Annotated in this window: 19 protein-coding genes; 13 read left to right on the forward strand and 6 right to left on the reverse strand. The window is 67.5% G+C overall.

Going from position 1 to position 19,982, the window contains the following annotated elements; all coding sequences use genetic code 11:
• Positions 1-37: 37 nt before the first annotated feature.
• Positions 38-2,383 (reverse strand): arylsulfatase, encoded by a 2,346-nt coding sequence (locus Q5696_RS02255; protein WP_305093620.1) that lies wholly within the window; start codon positions 2,381-2,383, stop codon positions 38-40.
• 115 nt (positions 2,384-2,498) lie between these two features.
• Between Q5696_RS02255 and Q5696_RS02260 the strand changes: the two genes are divergently transcribed.
• From Q5696_RS02260 to Q5696_RS02290, 7 genes are all read left to right on the forward strand, one after another.
• Positions 2,499-4,226, forward strand: a complete 1,728-nt coding sequence (locus Q5696_RS02260; RefSeq protein ID WP_305093621.1) for a SulP family inorganic anion transporter — start codon at positions 2,499-2,501, stop codon at positions 4,224-4,226.
• A gap of 2 nt (positions 4,227-4,228) precedes the next feature.
• Entirely contained in the window at positions 4,229-4,702 is a 474-nt protein-coding gene (locus Q5696_RS02265; protein WP_305093622.1) for a DUF6069 family protein, read from the forward strand.
• Positions 4,703-4,813: 111 nt separating this feature from the next.
• Positions 4,814-5,251, forward strand: coding sequence for a DUF6325 family protein (locus Q5696_RS02270; protein ID WP_305093623.1), 438 nt, complete (start codon positions 4,814-4,816; stop codon positions 5,249-5,251).
• 14 nt (positions 5,252-5,265) lie between these two features.
• Positions 5,266-5,595 (forward strand): SHOCT domain-containing protein, encoded by a 330-nt coding sequence (locus Q5696_RS02275; protein ID WP_305093624.1) that lies wholly within the window; start codon positions 5,266-5,268, stop codon positions 5,593-5,595.
• Positions 5,596-5,638: 43 nt separating this feature from the next.
• On the forward strand, positions 5,639-6,556 hold the full coding sequence (locus tag Q5696_RS02280) for an HAD family hydrolase (RefSeq protein ID WP_305093625.1): 918 nt from the start codon (positions 5,639-5,641) through the stop codon (positions 6,554-6,556).
• A 2-nt stretch (positions 6,557-6,558) separates the two neighbouring features.
• Positions 6,559-8,220, forward strand: coding sequence for a SulP family inorganic anion transporter (locus Q5696_RS02285; protein WP_305093626.1), 1,662 nt, complete (start codon positions 6,559-6,561; stop codon positions 8,218-8,220).
• Between the two features lie 67 nt (positions 8,221-8,287).
• Positions 8,288-8,944: a GAP family protein gene (locus Q5696_RS02290; protein ID WP_305093627.1), complete on the forward strand. Its 657-nt coding sequence runs from the start codon at positions 8,288-8,290 to the stop codon at positions 8,942-8,944.
• A 44-nt stretch (positions 8,945-8,988) separates the two neighbouring features.
• On the opposite strand, the gene Q5696_RS02295 is transcribed toward Q5696_RS02290, so the two are convergent.
• Both Q5696_RS02295 and Q5696_RS02300 read right to left on the reverse strand, forming a co-directional pair.
• The gene (locus Q5696_RS02295) at positions 8,989-9,315 is read right to left on the reverse strand and encodes a putative quinol monooxygenase (protein WP_305093628.1); all 327 of its coding nucleotides are present in this window, start codon (positions 9,313-9,315) and stop codon (positions 8,989-8,991) included.
• 84 nt (positions 9,316-9,399) lie between these two features.
• Complete coding sequence (locus Q5696_RS02300; RefSeq protein ID WP_305093629.1) at positions 9,400-10,635, reverse strand: low temperature requirement protein A; 1,236 nt, start codon at positions 10,633-10,635, stop codon at positions 9,400-9,402.
• Between the two features lie 134 nt (positions 10,636-10,769).
• Between Q5696_RS02300 and Q5696_RS02305 the strand changes: the two genes are divergently transcribed.
• The 5 genes from Q5696_RS02305 to Q5696_RS02325 all read left to right on the forward strand — a co-directional run bounded on the left by Q5696_RS02305 (position 10,770) and on the right by Q5696_RS02325 (position 17,115).
• On the forward strand, positions 10,770-12,035 hold the full coding sequence (locus Q5696_RS02305) for an aspartate kinase (RefSeq protein ID WP_305093630.1): 1,266 nt from the start codon (positions 10,770-10,772) through the stop codon (positions 12,033-12,035).
• A 6-nt stretch (positions 12,036-12,041) separates the two neighbouring features.
• Complete coding sequence (locus Q5696_RS02310; protein ID WP_305093631.1) at positions 12,042-13,073, forward strand: aspartate-semialdehyde dehydrogenase; 1,032 nt, start codon at positions 12,042-12,044, stop codon at positions 13,071-13,073.
• Between the two features lie 197 nt (positions 13,074-13,270).
• Positions 13,271-15,085, forward strand: coding sequence for a BCCT family transporter (locus Q5696_RS02315; RefSeq protein ID WP_305093632.1), 1,815 nt, complete (start codon positions 13,271-13,273; stop codon positions 15,083-15,085).
• A 120-nt stretch (positions 15,086-15,205) separates the two neighbouring features.
• Positions 15,206-16,714: an acyl-CoA carboxylase subunit beta gene (locus tag Q5696_RS02320; RefSeq protein ID WP_305093633.1), complete on the forward strand. Its 1,509-nt coding sequence runs from the start codon at positions 15,206-15,208 to the stop codon at positions 16,712-16,714.
• Between the two features lie 38 nt (positions 16,715-16,752).
• Positions 16,753-17,115, forward strand: coding sequence for a RidA family protein (locus tag Q5696_RS02325; protein WP_305093634.1), 363 nt, complete (start codon positions 16,753-16,755; stop codon positions 17,113-17,115).
• Positions 17,116-17,120: 5 nt separating this feature from the next.
• On the opposite strand, the gene Q5696_RS02330 is transcribed toward Q5696_RS02325, so the two are convergent.
• The gene (locus tag Q5696_RS02330; RefSeq protein WP_305093635.1) at positions 17,121-17,669 is read right to left on the reverse strand and encodes a hypothetical protein; all 549 of its coding nucleotides are present in this window, start codon (positions 17,667-17,669) and stop codon (positions 17,121-17,123) included.
• A 236-nt stretch (positions 17,670-17,905) separates the two neighbouring features.
• On the opposite strand from Q5696_RS02330, the gene Q5696_RS02335 reads away from it, so the two are divergent.
• A complete protein-coding gene (locus Q5696_RS02335) occupies positions 17,906-18,325 on the forward strand; it encodes a hypothetical protein (protein ID WP_305093636.1) in 420 nt (139 codons plus the stop codon).
• Between the two features lie 66 nt (positions 18,326-18,391).
• On the opposite strand, the gene Q5696_RS02340 is transcribed toward Q5696_RS02335, so the two are convergent.
• Both Q5696_RS02340 and Q5696_RS02345 read right to left on the reverse strand, forming a co-directional pair.
• Positions 18,392-19,309 (reverse strand): YhjD/YihY/BrkB family envelope integrity protein, encoded by a 918-nt coding sequence (locus Q5696_RS02340; RefSeq protein ID WP_305093637.1) that lies wholly within the window; start codon positions 19,307-19,309, stop codon positions 18,392-18,394.
• A 95-nt stretch (positions 19,310-19,404) separates the two neighbouring features.
• On the reverse strand, positions 19,405-19,791 hold the full coding sequence (locus Q5696_RS02345) for an HsmA family protein (RefSeq protein WP_305093638.1): 387 nt from the start codon (positions 19,789-19,791) through the stop codon (positions 19,405-19,407).
• Positions 19,792-19,982: the final 191 nt, after the last annotated feature.

A 19,982-nucleotide genomic window follows, 5' to 3' on the forward strand; every position in this document is an offset into this window, starting at 1 on the left:
GCGTAACGCGGACAGGCGGTTCGCGCTCCTCGAACGATCAGTCTCGCGACATGGCGGCCGCCAGGTGCGCCTCGGCGTCGATGTACGCGTCGTCGGCGATGTCGAAGATCACCTTCGCGATCTCGCCGCCGCGGAACTCGAAACGCGGCTCGGGGTAGGCGCTGGACACCGGGTCGGCGCTGTCGTAGCCGATACACAGCCCCTCACCGCACAGCGAGAAGTGCCCGAGCACCGTGCGGATCTTCTGCTCGGCGACCTGCTTGTCGTCGATGTACAACTTCAACGGGCCGACGCCCTCGCGGTACCGGCCCAGGCCTTCCTTGACGAACTCGACACCGATGATGTGCTTGCCGGACGTCGGAACGGGCGCCGAGATGCGGTCCTCGGGCGGGATGCCGAGGAAGTTGTACGCGTATGTGACCGTGCCGTCCTTGATGAACAGCGAGTGGCCACCGAACCGGGAACCGTGCGCGAAGATCACCCCCTGCGAGTCCGGCGTGAGATCGACCTCGGCGAGGATCTTGTACGACACGCCGTGGGTGTTGGCTGCCGACCGCTCCGGGACCTCACTGGTGCCCGGGTAGTACACGTACTGGCCGCTCGGCGGCACCGGCTGGTGGAACTCCATCGAGAGGAAGGTCTCGAAGTCCTTCGGATTGCCGATGATCTGCAGATCGTTGAGCGGCAGCACGTTGTTGGTCTTCGCCTCCTCGAGCCACAGCGCCTTGAGCTTCTCGAGCTTGTCGGGGTGCTCGGCGGCCAGGTTGTGGGCCTCCGCGCGGTCCACGTCGGTGTGGTAGAGCTCCCACTCGTCCTGGTCGAAGTTGCCCATACCCGACGTGGGGCCGTGGATCGAGACGGCCTTCCACCCCTGATGCCACAGCCCGCGCTGGCCGAACATCTCGAAGTACTGGGTTTCCTTCGCCGTCGGACCGTCCGCCGGCGCATCGAAGGAGTACTTCATCGAGACGCCGGACAGCGGGGTCTGCTCCACACCGTGGTAGGTGGCCGGGAACTCGACACCGCACGCCTCGAGGATCGTCGGCACGATGTCCGTGCTGTGGTGGTACTGATGGCGGATCTCGCCGCGCGCCTTCATCCCGGCCGGCCACGAGATGACCAGAGGGTCGCAGACGCCGCCCTGATAGGTGTAGCGCTTGAACATCTTGTACGGCGTCGAGAACGCCGCCGCCCACCCCGTCGGGTAGTGGTTGTAGGTGTCCGGGCTGCCCAGCTTGTCGACCATACGAAGGTTCTCGGCCTCGTCGTCGGGGTAGCCGCCGAAGATCTTGCCCTCGTTGACCGAACCGTTGGGGCTGCCCTCTCCCGACGCCCCGTTGTCGGCGCAGTAGACGATCAGCGTGTTGTCGAGCTGGCCCGACTCCTCGAGATAGTCGACGATCCGGCCCACCTGGGCGTCGGTGTATTCGGAGAAACCGGCGAACACCTCCGCCATGCGCGAGAACATGTGCCGCTCTTCGTCGTTCAACTCGGCCCACGGGCGGACCTCGTCGGACGCGGAGAACGTGCCGTCGGGCATCGGGTTCAGCGGGGTGAGATCGGTGCCCTCCGGGAGGATGCCCTTCTCGATCATGCGGCCGAGCACCCACTCGCGGTACGCCTCGTAGCCGTCGTCGAACATGCCCTTGTACTTGGCGATGTACTCCTCGGGCGCGTGATGCGGGGCGTGGTTCGCGCCCGGGCAGAACCACAGGTACCACGGCTTGTCCGGTTCGGTCTGCTTGACGTCGCGGATCATCTTGAGCGCCTGGTCCGCGAGATCCTTCGACAGGTGGTAGCCCTCCTCCGGGGAGTACGGCTGCTCGATGTAGTGGTTGTCCTCGGCGAGCGACGGATACCAGTTGTTGGTCTCGCCGCCCACGAACCCGTAGAAGCGGTCGTACCCCTGCGCGAGGGGCCAGTTCTTCTTCGATGCGCCCGCCGTCCACTCGTCGATCGGGATGTTGTGGTTCTTGCCCACCCAGAACGTCGCCCAGCCGGCGTCCCGCAGCACGTTCGCCATCGTGGCGTTCGACGGCGGAATGTGCGAGTTGTATCCGGGGAACCCGGTCGACGACTCCGAGATCGTCGCGAACCCGTTCAGGTGGTGGTTGCGTCCGGTGAGGAACGTCGACCGGGTCGGCGAACACAGCGCCGTCGTGTGCCACTGCGTGTAGGTGAGACCGTTCGCGGCGAGCCGGTCCATCGTCGGCATGTTGATCCGCCCGCCGTACGGCGACCACGACGCCTGACCGGTGTCGTCGTACAGCACGACGAGCACGTTCGGTGCGCCGGCCGGCGGCTTCTCGGGGAGGAACGCATCCCAGTCCGAAACCGAGTCCCGGACATCGAGTTCGATTCTGCCCTTGAATTCCTTGGACACAGTGGCTCCTTCGCCTCGCACACGTCTGGAATCCCATCGTCGGAGCCGAGCACCGGTCTGCGCCTCACCCGTGTGAGGTGAAGCCGGAACCTCGCGGGCCGGTCACGATCGGGAGGTGGCCGACTCGCGAACAGGTGACAGGACGCGGCGATGGTGGCTGTTCGCCTCGCTGCAGGGGTACCAGCGGGGCTGGCTGCGCCCCGACATCGTGGCCGGCCTGACGGTGTGGGCGGTGCTGGTACCGGAATCGCTCGCGTACGCCACGATCGCCGGTGTCACGCCGGTCGTCGGCCTCTACGCCGCGGTGCCGGCGCTGGTGCTGTACGCGGCCGCCGGCAGTTCACGGCACCTGGTGGTCGGGCCCATGTCGGCGACCGCCGCACTGTCCGCGGCGATCGTGGCACCGGTGGCGGGCGCGGACGGCGGACACTATCTGACGCTGACCGCCGTGCTGGCAATCGTCACCGGCATCGCGGGACTGCTGGCGGGCCTGTGCCGCCTGGGGTTCGCCGCGGCCTTCATCTCGGAGCCGGTGCTCAAGGGGTTCATCGTCGGACTCGCACTGACCATCGTCGTCGGGCAGGTCCCGAAACTGTTCGGTGTCGAGAAATCCGACGGAAACTTCTTCGAACAGGCCTGGGGCGTCGTCACGAAACTCGGTGACACGCACTGGGCCACGTTCGCCGTCGGTGGTGTCAGCGTCGTGCTCGTACTGGTGCTGAAACGATGGCTGCCGCTCGTGCCGGGGTCTCTCGTGGTGGTGCTGCTGAGCATTCTCGCGGTGAGCGTGTTCTCGCTGGACCGGCACGGCGTCGACATCGTCGGCCACATCGACGCCGGACTGCCGTCGCTGGGGCTCCCCGAGGGCCGGACCTGGCACGACTACTACGACCTGGCCGGACCCGCGTTCGGGGTGCTGTTGATCGGCTTCGCCGAAGGACTCGGTGCCGCGAAAACCTATGCCGCCAAGGCCGGCTACGAGGTGGACGCCAACCGGGAACTCCTCGGCCTGGGAGCTGCGAACCTCGGTGCCGGACTGTCGTCGGGGATGGTCGTCAACGGCAGCCTGTCCAAGACCGCCGTCAACGGCACCGCCGGCGCCCGCTCCCAGGTGAGCGGCCTGATCGTGGCCGCCTTGACGGTCGTCACCCTGCTGTTCCTCACCGGCCTGTTCGAGAAACTGCCCGAGGCCACCCTCGCCGCAGTCGTGATCGCCGCGGTGATCGAACTGGTCGACTTCGCGTCGCTGCGCCGGCTGTACCGGGTGTGGACACACCGGCTCGGCAGCATCTACGGTTTCGCCGCCCGCGCCGACTTCGCGGCCGCGATCGCGGCGATGCTCGGGGTACTGCTGTTCGACACCCTGCCGGGTCTCGTCATCGGTATCGGCGTCTCGATGCTGCTGCTGCTCTACCGGTCCGCGCGCCCCAACGTGGCCGTACTGGGGGAGGAGAACGCCATCTGGGTCGACACCGACCGGCACCCCCGGGCCGCGGTGCGCGACGACGTCGTCGTGGTCCGGGTGGAGGGCGGACTGTTCTTCGCCAACGCGGACTACGTGAAGGGGCACGTCGAATCGCTGTGCACCGACACCACACAGGTGGTGGTGATCGACGCCGAAACCATGCCGTTCATCGACGTCAGCGCTGCCCACATGCTCGTCGAGCTCCAGAACATGCTGCAACGCAGAGGAATCGAACTGCGCATCGCCCACGACATCGGTCAGGTGCGCGACGTGCTCGACGACACGACCGACGCCGACCCCCTAGCCGTGTTCGGCACCGTCGACGACGCACTGGTAGGAGAACACACACGGATCGACCGTCACGGTCGGAAGGAGTAACGATGAGCAACTATCGGAACGACGCCCTGCCGGAACAGTCCGTCGACCCCAGGAAACTGTGGACCGGAGGCATCGCCACCGCTCTCGTCGCCGCACTCGCCGCCGTCGTCGGACTGGCAATCGTCCGCGACCTGCTCGACATTCCGGTGACCGTGCCGCCGGCCGCATTCGGAAACTCACAGGCGGCAATCGTGGCGGTATACGCGGCAATCGCGGCCCTCGTCGCGACAGCACTGCTGCACATCCTCATCCTCACCACCCCACGCGCCACCAACTTCTTCGTCTGGATCGGCGTCCTCGCCACCATCCTGGCAGCACTGTGGCCCTTCACCACCACTGCCGACATCGGCTCCAAAATCTGCAGTGCCGCAATCTACTTCGTCGTCGGAATGGCGATCGTGTCACTTCTCTCGGGTACGGCCGCGGCGGCACGGCCCCGGAATCCCGGGACGCCTGGGCCGAACCCGGCCCGGTAGCACCTTTCACCCGGAACGGGTGAAACTGCTCGTTCTCCGGCGTTCGGTGCAGACAGGCGAGCCGGGTGCGCCGATACTGGGCGAACGAATCCGCGGCGAGAGGTGACGGCGATGACGAATGGTGACGATGTCCTGTCCAGTTGGGGGCCGGTCGAATTCGTGGCATTGACTTTTCCCGGGACGCGGATCGATCCGGCCGTCGTCGACGAGATCGCCGCTGTCGCCGCACGGCAGCAGATCACCGTCCTCGACCTCGTCTATCTGGCCAAGGATGTGGACGGGACCGTCACGCAGGTCGACGTCGACGAGGACCTGGCCGGTGTGGGACTGGCGGGTCTCGCTCTCGAGGCCACCGCGCTGATCAGCGAGGACGACCTCCAGCTCGTCCGCGATTCCCTCGAGCCGGGCACGTCGGCGGCGTTGATCGTCTACGAGGAGACCTGGGCGCGCAGGCTGGCCGCCCGGGTCCGGGAACAGGGCGGCGAGGTGGCGCTTCACGTCCAGGTGCCCCGGGACGTGTTGGAACGAGCGGTCGAGGCCGCCGTCTAGACAGGAGAGAGCGAATGGTCTTCAGGAGCGGCCGCATCGGACGGCCCGGACTGCTGGGAACGATCGCCCGATCTGCGGTGGTCGCGGGAACCGCGACCGCCACATCGAACGCGGTCAACCGGCGGGCACAGCAGCGTGCCGCCGAACAACAGGCCTACGAGCAGCAGCAGGCCGCGCAATGGCAGGAGCGCAGCGTGCCGCCGGTGTACCAGGAACCGCAGCCCGCACCCGCGCCGGCAGGGGACGACCTGGTGGGCAAGTTGCAGCAACTGCAGCAACTGCGCGACTCCGGTGCCCTGTCCGACGACGAATTCGCTGCTGCGAAAGCGAAACTGCTGGCGTAACCCCGCACGGGTTCGGCGGAGCGGACCGAGACCTGGAGGCATGATGTCGACGATCCCACTGCCGTCGTGGCGTGACGGCGCCACACGTGACGCGATCGTCAGCTTCGTGGACCGCGTCGACGCCGACGGCGTCCCGCGGGAGGACCGGGTCGCGGTGTTCGACAACGACGGCACCCTGTGGACCGAGAAACCGGTCCAGGTGCAGATGCTGTTCGTGTTCGCGCAGTGGTCGGCGATGGCGGACCAGGATCCGTCGCTGGCGTCACGGCAGCCGTACAAGGCGGTCGTCGAGCACGATCTCGGGTGGCTCGCCGCCGCCGTCGACAAGCACTACGCCGGCGACGACTCGGATATGAAGACACTGATGTCCGCGGTCGCTCGCGCCTCGGCAGGACGCGAGGTGGAGGCCTACACGGACCAGGCCCGGAACTTCCTGTACGCCGCAACGCATCCCGTGCTGGACAGGCCCCTCGTGGACTGTGTCTTCGCCCCCATGGTGGAGCTCCTGCGTTTCCTGGAAGCGCACGGTTTCACGACGTACATCGCATCGGGCGGAGACCGGGACTTCATGCGGCCCGCGGGGGATGCGCTGTACCGGATCCCCCGCGAACGGATCATCGGCAGCAGCCTCGGCCTCCGCTACACAGACGGCGCACTCACCTACGCCCCCGAGATGGCATTCTTCGACGACGGACCCGAGAAACCGGCCCGGATCTGGAGTCGGATCGGACGTAAACCTCTTCTGGTGGGCGGAAATTCGAACGGTGACGTGCCCATGTTCGAGTTCGCGCGCGCAGATGCGCTCCGCCTGCTGATCCGGCACGACGACGCGGAGCGGGAGTTCGCCTACGACACCGGGGCCGAGGCCGCGCTGAAAGCTGCCGCAGCGAACGGCTGGACCACGGTGAGCATCCGCGACGACTGGGCGACGGTGTTCCCACTCGTGCCCGGACAGGAGTGACGATGACCGTGTTCGCGCCGACCTTCGTCGGCTATCGGGTGTCGTGGCTGCGCGCCGACGTCGTCGCCGGCCTCAGCGCGGGTGCGGTGGTGGTGCCGCAGGCGATGGCGTACGCGACGATCGCCGACATGCCGGTGCAGATCGGCCTGTACACGTGCATGGTGCCGATGGTGGTGTACGCGCTGCTCGGCGGGTCGCGCACCACGAGCGTGAGCACCACGTCCACCATCGCGACACTCACCGCGTCGACACTCATCGGTGCCGGGATCGCGGCAGGGTCGGACGACGCACTGTCGTCGCTCATGACCCTCACCCTGCTCGTCGGGGTGATCCTGCTGTCGGCACGGTTGTTCAAACTGGGCTCGATCATCGAGAACATCAGCGAGGCAACGCTGTCCGGGATCAAGGTCGGTGTCGGTCTGACCGTCGCGGCCGGTCAGCTACCGAAGCTGCTCGGGGTGCCGTCCGATCCGGACGCGACAGGGTTCTTCGCGGTGCTCTGGTCGGCGTTGCGGCAGCTCGGTGACGCCGTCCCGGCCACGGTCCTGTTGGCTGCCGGATCGATCGCCGCCCTGTACGTGATCGCGACGTTCGTGCCCTGGGTTCCCGGGCCGCTGGTCGTCGTCGCGGTCGGGATCGCGCTGGTCGCCTTCGCGAACCTCGACGGGCACGGTGTCGCACTGATCGATCCGGTCCCGCAAGGGATTCCGCTTCCGGGGCTGCCGTCTCTCGGCGACGTCGGTGCGTTGCTGCCGGGTGCCCTGGCGATCGCGGTGATGGCGTTCCTCGAGACCGTCGCCGTCGGCCGCGGTGTGCGACGTTCCGGGGAACCGCAGATCGACAGCAACCAGGAACTGTTCGCCAACGGCATGGCATCGGTGGCCGGATCGTTCTTCCAGACACTGCCCCCGGCCGGCGGCTTCTCGCAGACCGCCGTCGCACTGCGGGCCGGAGGCCGGACCCAGGCCGCGAGCATCGTCACCGCCCTCCTCGCGGTTGCGGTGGCCCTGTTCCTCGCCCCCGTCCTCGACGACCTGCCGCAGGCCACCCTCGGGGCGATGGTGGTGGTCGCGACCCTCGGGCTCCTCGACTTCGGATCGCTCGCCCGATACTGGCGCTTCAACCGGATCGAGTTCTGGATCGCGCTCGCGACCGCACTCGTCGGACTCGTCGCCGGACTGCTCGTCGCCGTCGCTGTCGGGGTCATCCTCACCCTGTATCTCGTGCTGCGGGAACTGAATCGGCCGCACGTCGTGCAACTGGTCCCGGACGAACACGGCCGTCTGCGGGCCGGGCCCGAGGACGCCGCAACGATCCCCACCGACCTGCTCGTGTTGCGCATCAACTCGGCCCTGTACACCGCCAGTGTCCGGGCCACCATGGACGCGATCCGCAGACGCGCACTCGAATCGGGTGCGACGACCGTGGTGCTCGACGTCTCCAGGGCGTGGAAGGTGTCGACCACCGTGCTCGACCAGTCCCGGGACATGATCGGGGAACTCGCCGACGCCGGTGCCACGGTGTATCTCGCGGACCTCCCCGAATCGGAACAGCCGAAACTGCGGATGACGCCGTGGTGGACGGAGCACGGGGCCGAGCGTTACTTCGACCGGGTCGAGGACGCGGTGGCCGCCATCGAGAGCCGTGCATCCACGAACCGGTAGCGGTACGAACAAGGATTCATGCTCGACGGGTGAGGACCGTGCCGGCATCGGCGTGTCGACTCGATCCATGGGAGAGCTGATCCTGCAGTTGCTGCCCGAGATCGCGGGCATGGTCGTCACCCCCGCCGCGATCGCGGGATGTGTCCTACTGCTGCAGACGAAACGACCACTCGCGAACGCGTGGTCGTTCTGCACGTCATTCATGATCGCCTACACCGCGATCGGTATCGCCGCACTGCTCGGCGGCGCCACCGGGCAGGAACGAACCGGGAACGTCACCCACTGGGCGGGCCTCGCCGTCGGCGTGATCTTCCTCGGTTTCGGTGTCGCACAGGCCCTGCGGAAACGGACCCCGTCGGACACCGGACCGGAGTGGATGCAGCAGCTCGCGAACGCGAAACCGCGCACCGCGTTCGTCATGGGTGCGGCCCTGTCCGTCGTGAATCCCAATCTCGCGATCATGATCTCCGGTATGACCGTGATCGCGTCGGCGGACACGTCCGTCGGTGTCGCGGTGGCGGGTACGGTGCTGCTCCTGCTGGCCGCGGCCCTCGATTTCCTGATCCCGATCGGCATCTACGTCGCGTTCGGGGAACGGGCGAAAACCGTGCTGGCCGGGGTCAAGCAGTGGATGGTCGCGCACGACCGCGGGATCGGCCTCGCGGTGTTCTTCGGCTTCGGGGCCCTGTTCGTCGTGAAGGGGATCGCCGGGCTCGTCGGGTGACGCTCAGCCCCCGCACCGAGCAGCGCGAGGAGAGTTCGACCGGGTTACTGTTCGATCTCCAGTTCGCCCATGCGTGACCAGTCGACACCCGGGATCTCGGTGTTGATGATGTGCGGGGTGTCCCGCAGCATCGGGCGCATCGCGTCCAGGCCGTTTCGAAAGTGTGCGGAATCGACGTGTTCGGCGCCGGCCTGTCCGTCTCGGAACGCCTCGATCAGGATGTACTGCGCGGGATCGTCCACACTGCGGCTCCATTCGAACCACAGGTTGCCGGGTTCGGCTCTCGTCGCGTCGGTGAACTCACGAGTGATCTCGAGCCAGTTGTCCTTGTGCTCGTCGAGGACGTCGAACTTCACAACGATGAAGATCACGGTGACTCCAGTCTGGCTCGTCCGAGGATGCCGGACCGGCGATGCGCGGCCCGATGTCAGTATCGGCTGTGGCCGATGCCGCGGTCAACGCGGTGACGTCGAATGCGGCGGTCGAGGATGGCGGGGCGAGCGCACTTCCCGGCGCCGCTCGGCGTGCGCCACCGTCTCGTAGCCGACCAAGGCCAGCAGCACGGCGGCCAGCACCCCGAGCGCGGCCAGCGCCGGCAGCTGCCACACCACCGGGACCAGCGCGAGCAACACGACCACAGCGACGACACGGGCGAGCCCGAACACGCCGGCACCGAACTGCTTGAACAGGACGAGGGCCGTCAGATACAGCGCCGCACCGGTGAACAGTGCGATCAGCGGCCACCCGGTCAGCGGGTCGGTGAGCTGGTGCTCGCTCTCCGAACCCACGAAGTAGAGGACCTTCTTCAACCCCAGCGACATCAGCACGATGCCGATCACCATCGGCAGATGCAGATAGCTGTAGCAGCGTTGCGCGATCCGCACCCGCCGCTTCTCGTCGGCCCGCTCGAACGCCTGCTCCACCGCGAGCGACGTCACATCGAAGTACAGCCACCACAGCAGCGACGCCACCGTCAGCCCCAGCACCGACGCCACCACGATCTCCCACGAGATCGGCAGACTCGACACCCCCACACCGATCGAGACGACCGACTCACCGAGCGCGATGATCACGAACGACCCGTGCCGTTCCGCGAAATGACCCACCGACCGCAGCCGCCACCCGAGACCACCGGCCAGCGTCCCCAGGTAGTCGCCGGCCAACGCCAGACACCACATCGCGACCTGCCATCCGCCCGTCGACTGCGACGCGATCAGCAGGAACACGGTGCCCGACAGCATCGACGGCACGAACCGCTTCACCTGACCGCGCAGCTGCGGATCCTCCCGGCTGATCACCACGAACATCAGAATGTGCAGCGCCCGCACCACGAAGTAGGCGAGCGCGAACACCACCGGCCCGTCCAGACCGCCGGACAGATCGTCGAACGCCTCCGGAATCGTGAGGGCGATCACGAACACCGCCGACATCGCCGCGAGCATCGTCACCCGCACGATGCCCTCGTCGGCACGCACCACATTGCCCAGCCACGAGTAACAGACCCACGCCCACCACAGCACCGCCAGCACGAGGATGCCGTGCAGAAGGGTGATCGGTGTGGGATCGTCGGCCATGAGGTCGTCGGCCATCGTGACCGCGAAGACGAAGACCAGATCGAAGAACAGTTCGACCGTCGACACCGAGGCACGTTCCCGGGCGGTCCGCGGTGTCACCCGTCGTGTGAGATCCACGACGGTGATGCTGCCACCGTCGTCGCCGCTGCGCGGGACTCCCGCTGGATGAGGTGGCCCGCCGCCCCGGCGAAACACCTCGGTAAGCTCGGTCACTGGACTGCATCAACCCAACTAGCCGGAGGTACACACGCGTGGCTCTCGTCGTCCAGAAGTACGGGGGGTCCTCGGTCTCGAGCGCCGAGCGCATCCGACGTGTCGCTGAACGGATCGTCGAGACCAAAAAGGCGGGCAATGATGTCGTCGTGGTCGTCTCGGCGATGGGCGACACCACCGACGAACTGCTCGACCTCGCCCAGCAGGTGTGCCCCGTGCCACCGGCCCGCGAGATGGACATGCTGCTCACCTCGGGTGAACGCATCTCCAACGCACTCGTCGCGATGGCCATCCATTCGCTCGGCGCGCAGGCCCGCTCGTTCACCGGCTCCCAGGCCGGCGTCATCACGACCGGCAGCCACGGCAACGCCAAGATCATCGACGTCACCCCGGGCCGCGTCCGCGACGCGCTCGACGAGGGCTCGATCGTGCTGGTCGCCGGCTTCCAGGGCGTCAGCCAGGACAGCAAGGACGTCACCACCCTCGGCCGCGGCGGCTCCGACACCACCGCCGTCGCCCTCGCCGCCGCGCTGAATGCCGACGTCTGCGAGATCTACACCGACGTCGACGGCATCTACTCCGCCGACCCGCGCATCGTGCCCGACGCCCAGCGCCTCGACACCGTCTCCTTCGAGGAGATGCTCGAGATGGCCGCGTGCGGCGCCAAGGTGCTCATGCTGCGCTGCGTCGAATACGCCCGCCGCTACAACGTGCCCGTGCACGTCCGCTCGTCATACACGACCAAGCCCGGAACGATCGTGTCCGGATCGATGGAGGACATTCCCGTGGAAGAAGCCCTGATCACCGGCGTTGCGCACGACCGTGGCGAAGCCAAGGTCACCGTCGTCGGCCTGCCCGACACACCGGGCCACGCCGCCAAGGTCTTCCGCGCCGTCGCCGAGGCCGAGATCAACATCGACATGGTCCTGCAGAACATCTCCAAGGTCGAGACCGGCAAGACCGACATCACCTTCACCCTGCCCAAGGCCGACGGTCCGCGTGCCGTCGAGAAGCTGACGGCCCTGCAGTCGGAGATCGGCTTCACGCAGATCCTGTTCGACGACCTCATCGGCAAGGTGTCGCTCGTCGGCGCCGGCATGAAGAGCCACCCGGGCGTCACCGCCAAGTTCTGCGAGGCCCTCGCCGAAGCGGACGTCAACATCGACCTCATCTCGACGTCGGAGATCCGCATCTCGGTGCTCGTCAAGGACACCGACCTGGACGACGCGGTCCGCGCGATCCACGCAGCATTCGAACTCGGCGGCGAGGAAGAGGCCGTCGTCCACGCAGGAACGGGACGGTAATTCGAGATGACCACCATTGCTGTCGTCGGTGCCACCGGCCAGGTCGGCATCGTCATGCGCACCCTCCTCGAGGAGCGCAACTTCCCGGCCGACAAGGTCCGGTTCTTCGCGTCCGCACGCTCGGCCGGCAAGACGCTGCCGTTCCGTGGCGAGGACATCGTTGTCGAAGATGCCTCCGCGACCTCCGACGAGGACCTGAAGGGCATCGACATTGCCCTGTTCTCGGCCGGTGCGACGCTGTCCCGCGCGCAGGCCCCCCGCTTCGCGGCCGCCGGCGCGATCGTCGTCGACAACTCGTCGGCGTGGCGCAAGGACCCCGAGGTGCCCCTCGTCGTCAGCGAGGTCAACCCGGAGGCGACGAAGAACCCGCCGAAGGGCATCATCGCCAACCCGAACTGCACCACGATGGCCGCGATGCCGGTCCTCAAGGTCCTGCACGACGAGGCCGGTCTGCAGCGCCTGATCGTCTCCAGCTACCAGGCCGTCTCCGGCAGCGGCCTCGCCGGTGTCGAGGAACTCGTCGGCCAGGTCCGTGCCGTCGCCGCCGACGCCGAGAAGCTGGTGCACTCCGGCTCGGCCGTCGACTTCCCGGCCCCCGACAAGTACGTCGCACCCATCGCGTTCAACGTGGTGCCGCTCGCCGGCGCGCTCGTCGACGACGGCAGCGGCGAGACCGACGAGGACCAGAAGCTCCGCAACGAGTCCCGCAAGATCCTCGGCCTGCCCGACCTGCTGGTCTCCGGCACGTGCGTGCGCGTCCCCGTCGTGACCGGTCACTCGCTCGCCATCAACGCCGAGTTCGAGCGCCCCCTGTCGGTGGAGCGCGCTCAGGAACTGCTCGCCGCCGCCCCCGGCGTCGAACTGGTCGACGTCCCGAACCCGCTCGCCGCCGCCGGTGGTGACGTGTCTCTCGTCGGCCGTATCCGCCAGGATCCGGGTGCCCCCGACGGACGCGGCCTCGCCCTGTTCGTGTCGGGCGACAACCTGCGAAAGGGTGCTGCTCTCAACACGATTCAGATCGCGGAGCTGCTCGTCTAGTTTCTCCTTCCGCTGTGTGCGCGGTCACCGGCCTTCGGGTCCGGTGACCGCGCACACGGCGTTTCCGGGGGTGTTTTCCCGAGCCCGACCGACGTTTCCCGGCGAGCTCCGAGGTTCTGTGTTTGTCTGGACCGCGTTCTTCAGCGCGGTGATCCGCGGTGCAGACACGACACAGAGGGAACTCGGAGGGAACGATTGTGACGGCGATACGAAACGCATGGCGAGGATTACGGAAGCCGGTGTTCGTTCCGGCATCCCTGGTCATCCTCGCGATGATCGCGTTCGCAGTGATCTACTCGGGCACCGCCGGCGACGCCTTCACCAAGCTCAACACCGTCATCACCGACGGTGTCGGCTGGTGGTACATCCTGGTCGCCACCGGATTCGTTCTCTTCGCGCTGTACTGCGGCCTGTCCCGCATCGGCAACATCCGCCTCGGCGACGACGACGAGAAACCCGAGTTCGGGTTGCTGTCGTGGTTCGCGATGCTGTTCAGCGCCGGCATGGGTATCGGACTCGTCTTCTACGGTGTCGCCGAACCGCTGTCGCACTACGTGAATCCGCCTCAGGCCGGCCGGGTTCCGGGATCGACCGACGCGGCCGCCAACCAGGCGATGGAACTGACCCTGTTCCACTGGGGCCTGCACGCGTGGGCCATCTACGTCGTCGTCGGCCTCGGCCTCGCCTACATGACGTACCGGAAGGGCCGGCCACTGTCGATCCGCTGGCTCCTCGAACCGCTACTGGGCCGCAAGCGTGTCGAAGGACCCCTCGGTCACGCCGTCGACGTCATCGCGATCGTCGGCACCCTGTTCGGTGTCGCCACCTCCCTGGGCTTCGGTGTCCAGCAGATCTCGGCGGGACTCGAATACCTCGGCTGGGTCGAGACGAACAACTGGTTCACGATCGCGCTCATCGCCGTCGTCACCGGCCTCGCCACGTTCTCCGTGGTCAGCGGCGTCACCAAGGGGCTGCGCTGGCTGTCGAACATCAACATGGGCCTGGCCCTCGGACTGGCACTGTTCGTGCTCGTCCTCGGACCCACCCTGTTCCTCATGCAGTCGTGGGTGCAGAACCTCGGCGGCTACATCCAGGCCATGCCCAAGATGATGCTGCGCACCTCCCCGTTCTCCGACGACGGCTGGGCCGGCGCCTGGACGATCTTCTACTGGGGCTGGTGGATGAGCTGGGCGCCGTTCGTCGGCATGTTCATCGCCCGCATCTCCCGCGGCCGCACCATCCGCGAATTCGTGTTCGGTGTGCTGCTCGCCCCCACCATCATCGGGTCGCTGTGGTTCACGATCTTCGGTGACTCCGGCATCCTGCGGCAGCGCAACGACGGAGACATGCTCGTCGACGGGGCCGTCGACACCAACACCACCCTGTTCCATCTCCTCGGCGGACTGCCGCTGGGGACGATCACCAGCGTCCTCGCGATCGCCGTCGTCGTGTTCTTCTTCGTCACCTCCGCCGACTCCGGCTCCCTCGTCATCGACATCCTGTCGTTCGGCGGCAACCTGGACACCCCGAAGATCACCCGCATGTACTGGTCGATCCTCGAAGGCGTCGCGGCCGCCGTCCTGCTGCTCATCGGCGGCGCCGGATCCCTCACCGCACTACAGACCGCGTCGATCGCCACCGCCGTCCCGTTCTCGATCGTCCTGGTCCTCGCGTGCATCTCGATGCTCAAGGCGTTCCGCTACGAACTGGCCACCACCCCGCGCTACCTGAAACTGTCGACGCACGCCGTGCCCGACGGCAACGGCAACGGCAACGGCGACCGGGGACGCAGTCCGGAGTTCGGTGGGCCACTGCACCTGATCGCACCCGGTGTGTCCGCGACCCTGGCCGGTCTGCCCCCCACCACCGGGAACCATGCCCGTGTCGACGGCGAACAGCACATCGTCGTCGCCGTCCACGAACTGCCGTCCCACGCCGTCGAAGTCGACCCCGGCACCGGTCAGCTGCAACACGCGGAAGGCGAGCCGGCCCGCAATCCCGTACCGGAGTGACGTGTGGCCCCGATTCCGGCCAGTGGTCGACACTGTTGCCGGGGTCGGGATTTCTCCGTACGGTGACGTCGCCGGTGCTCGTCGTGACCCGGATCACTCGAAGTCGGGGAGGGCCTGAGCGTGGACACGGGGAACAGATCCGACTGGGAACCGCTGCTCGCCGATCTCGCCGAACGCAAGACGGCCGCCCGCGCGATGGGCGGGCCCGGGAAACTGGCCCGCTACCGGACCCCCGGACGACTCGACGCCCGCAGCCGGATCGATGCCCTGCTCGACGCCGGATCGTTCACCGAGCTCGGGCCGCTCACCGGTGATCCGGCCGTCCCGGCCGACGCGTTCGTCGCCGGCACCGGCACCATCGACGGCCGTCCCGTCACCGTCGGTGCCGAGGACTTCACCGTCGCCGGCGGCTCGATCGGCACCGCCGCCGCCTCCAAACGCACCCGCGCCGCAGAATCGGCTCTGCGCAACCGGACCCCGCTGATCATGATGCTCGAGGGGGCCGGGCACCGGGCCACCAACGCGCTCGAACGGAATCGGCCCGCACCCAACGATCTTCAGGCCATCGCCGACCTGTCCGGGATCGTCCCCACCGTCGCGGTCGTCACCGGACCGTCCGCCGGGCACGGCGCGCTGGCCGCACCGCTGTCCGACTTCGTGGTCATGGTCGACGGCCACGGTGCACTGTTCACGGCCGGACCGCCGCTCGTCGCCGCCTCCACCGGGGAGCAGGTCGACAAACAGACCCTCGGCGGACCGCAGGTGGCGATCGACGCGTCCGGTGTCGCCCACAATCTCGTCGACTCCGATTCCGCCGCACTGGCACTGGTGCGGCGCTACCTGTCGTATCTGCCGAGCAGTGCGTGGCAGCGGCCGCCTCGGGACGGCGCCGGTGACATCGGGGAGCGGGCGCTTCCGGAACTCCTCGACCTCGTCCCCGTGAACCCGCGACGCGCCTACGACATGCGGGCGGTCGTCGACGCGGTGGCCGACACCGGAACCGTCACCGAGATCCAGCCCACGTACGGGCCGTCGATCGTCACCGCGCTGACCCGTATCGGCGGGTACCCGGTTGCCGTCGTCGCGAACCAACCGGCCGTCGCGGCAGGCGCGATCACCGTCGACGCAGCCGACAAGGCGGCGGCGTTCCTGCAGATGGCCGGGGCGTTCCACCTGCCGGTGTTGTTCCTCGCCGACAACCCCGGCGTGATGGCCGGCACCGCCGCGGAGCGGGCCGGCATCCTCAAGGCCGGTGCCCGTATGTTCGCGGCACAGCATCGGCTACGGGGACCGAAATTCCATGTGACGGTGCGCAAGGCGTTCGGGTTCGGCAGTTCCGTGATGGGCATGAACCCGTACGACGACCAGACCATGACGCTGGCGTTCCCGGCCGTCACACTCGGCGGCATTCCCGCCGATGTCGGTGGCCGCACCGCGAAGGAGGACGACGCCACCCGTCGTGCCCTCGTCGACAACGAGACGTCCGGGCCGTGGGGACTGGCGCGGACCCTGATCTACGACGACGTGATCGACCCGCGCGACCTGCGGAACATTCTGCTGCGCGGCCTGGCGGCGAGTGTGCACGACACCCCGGTCGGCCCGGTCGGGCACTACGGTTACCTGCGCTGACCGGTGCAGTGAAACATCAAGTGGAAGTGAGGAATCGGATGGCGGAGCAGTGGGAGACCGACTACGGCTACTCGGATGCGGTGCGCAGTGGTGATCTGCTGTTCTGCTCCGGCCAGGTCGGCCTCGAGGAGGACGGGAGCGTTCCGTCGGATCCGGTGCGGCAGTACGAGTTGGCGTTCGAGACGCTGGGGACACTGCTCGGGAAGCACGGTGCCGGACCGCAGGACATCGTGGAGTTGACGACCTTCCACACGGACTACCCGAACCACATGGCCGACTTCATGGCGGTGAAGGCGAAGTTCCAGGGGGACGCGCGTCCGGCGTGGACCGCGATCGGGGCCGCCGCCCTGGGGATGCCGGGCATCCTGGTGGAGATCAAGGCGACGGCCCGAATCGCGTAGCAGCGTCAGGCTTCCGGCTGCGTGGAACCGGTGGTCAGCTTGCCCAGCAGGCCACCGAGGTCGCCCAGGTCGCCGGGCAGGAGATCCTGCAGGCTACCGAAGTCGAGGCTGCCGAACAGGCCGCCCACCGGGACGATCTGCGGATCACCGACGACGGGCGCCGGATCGCTCACCGACAGGCATTCACCGATCACGGCGTAGATGCCGTCGGCGAGGTCGGCGGTGAAGGTGCTCTCGGCCCCGGCACCCACCCGGTCGGCGACGGGGGTCTGCCAGGTCAGGAAACCGGGTTCGGTGACCTTGCTCGGATCCTCCTTCAGCGCAGGCAGTTTGGCGGCGTCGAGTGCGAACGCGCCGCAGCTGCTGTCGGCGGCCTCGTTCGGGTTGGCGACGGTGACGGTGAGGGTGCTGCCGTCGACCGAGGTGCTGATGTCCGGGCCGGTGAGGTCGGCCGGTTCCGCGGACGCGAGTGCGGGTGCGGCGAGTGCCGCCGTGGCGACGACCGCCGCCCCGCCGATCACGTGTGCCAGTGTCTTCCGACGACGCAACTGCATGAAGTGCCCCTTCCGAATATGGATCACGGGAATGTGATCCGGCGTTCTGGCCCCGATACCGGGATCACCCATTCACCATCGGGGGTGGGTATCAGGGCTGCAACAGCAAGGGGTCGACAGGCCGGGAGGACCGGGCGAACGCGGCACGGTCGGTAGGTTCGCGTATCGGCGTGAACTGCGTGAATCATGCCGTAGCGCTATGGAATAACGATGCGGTAACAGGTTACGGTGCTGTTGTGAGGACACTTTCTTCGGCGTCGATCGTCTCGCTGCTCTGCGCAGCCTCGGTGTGGCTGTTCGTGGCACCGCAGCTGATCAGGTCGGGCGTGGTCGAGCCGGGACCGTTCTTCGAGCTGATGGTGGTACTGCCTACTCCGATCGGCCTGATCGCCGCCGTCGTCGGTGCGGTGGCCGGGCTGGTCGTGCTGGTTCGCCGCAGGGTTCCGTTGTGGCCCGGTCCGCTGCTCCTGGCCCTCGGACAACTGGTGACCGTGGGGTTGGGGATCGCGATCCTCGTGTGGGCGCTGGCATTTCCGACGACCGGTTGGGAGCTGCTGGTGCTGCCGGCGGCAGTGATGCTCGGGCAGATGATCGTCGCAGCGGGATTCGTGGCGGCGCGGCTGAGGCGCCGGCGGCCGATCGCGGCCGGTGCCTGACGCCGCCGACACAGTTTCGGCTCCGCGTAGTTCTGTACGAATCCTCGAGTTTTGTACGAAACCTGGTCAGTGTGGATCCGTGTGCGCCGGAGCCGTGGCCGGCACGTCGTCCAGCGGACCGGCCGGGCCGCGCAGCAGCCGGCCGATCGGGCCCTCGTCGAGGGCGAAGGCCTTGGTGAGTACCGCCGCGCCGACGACGATCCCGTACGCAACGAACATCCAGCCGATCGCCGTGAACACGAGTCCGAGTGCCCCGAACTTGGTTTCGGACGACTCCATCGCGATCGGCAGGGCGACATTGCCGACGGCACGCAACACGGCGAGACCGACCGCGGTGGTCACCCCCATCGCCCACAACACCCGAACCGACAGCCGCTGCTCGGTGAGCAGATACGGGATCAGCGTCCACAGCGTCACCCACACCGCGAACTGGGCGCCCATCGTGAGCCACGCGCCGAGATAGGGGACACCGCTCAGGACGCGGGCCGCACCGATCAGTGCCGCCGCCGACCCCATCGACAACAGCACCGCGATCCAACGCCACCAACTGGTGAGCCGCAGTGTCGGCACCTTCCAGATCCGCCCGTACATGCGTCCGAGAGCACGCGCGAACGACGTCCCGCCGATGAGCACCATCAGCGCACCGACGATGCCGAACGCGGCGAACGACGACTCCTCGATCCCGACGGAGTCGACACCGACCGCGACACCGTCGACGTCGATCCCGAACTGGTCGAAGAACCCACGGGTGAAGGCGCCGCGATCACCGAGGGTCGACGCCACGATCGCCACCGGTAACACCGACGTGAACGACTGGGCCGCCAAGGTCATCGACCGGTCGGCCCACTCGGCCTCCGCGAACCCGGACAGCACACGCTGCGCGGTACGCCCCGCCGCAGTACCGCGTAACCATCCCTGCGCCGATTCCGAGCGAGCAGCCAACGCTTCCCGCGCCAACGCGACAGTGAACTTCGACGAACGCACAGTGGTTCCGGACCTTTCGGCACGACGTGAACGTTGGGCACAACCGCAGCGGTCTGCTCAGCGTAGGAGACGACCGGACGGCACCGGCCATCGGATCACCCCGTCATCGCGCCGACCGCGCCGGTGAAGTAGGGAACCAGCCAGATCGTCCAGACGACCAGGCTGAACTTGTGGAACTGTGCCTTCTCGGACGGGCGATCGCGGAGCAGAACGACGATCGCCCACACGAGATGGACCGCCATGAGGACGATCGCGATGGCACCGGTGATGATCATGATCTGGTCGAAGGTCGACGTCTCGGTGTCCGACGAGCCGTCGGATATCCGGCTCATCAGGACGGTGCCGCTCGCGTCGCAGAGCAGTCCGAGGGCGAAGGCTCCCGCATGCCACCACTCGAGAGTCTTCTGGATGCGCTCCGACCAGACGCCGATGGAGTAGAAGACCAGGGCAAACGTGATGACAATGATCGCAAGTGCCAGCATGCGGCGACCCTAGCCCGGGTCAGGGCGATCGACGGCGGGGTGCACGGGTGTGTCGCGGGCCGGTTCGTTCGGCAGTCCGCCTCTCCCGGAAGCTGATCGATCGTGCCACTGTCCGCTCGCATCGTCGTCCGCGAAACGTAAGCCGTGTTCGTCCCGAACCTCCCGGGTCGGCGGCCCGGATCACCGCAAAC

The sequence above is a fragment of the Prescottella sp. R16 genome (genome assembly GCF_030656875.1).
Lineage (GTDB): Bacteria > Actinomycetota > Actinomycetes > Mycobacteriales > Mycobacteriaceae > Prescottella.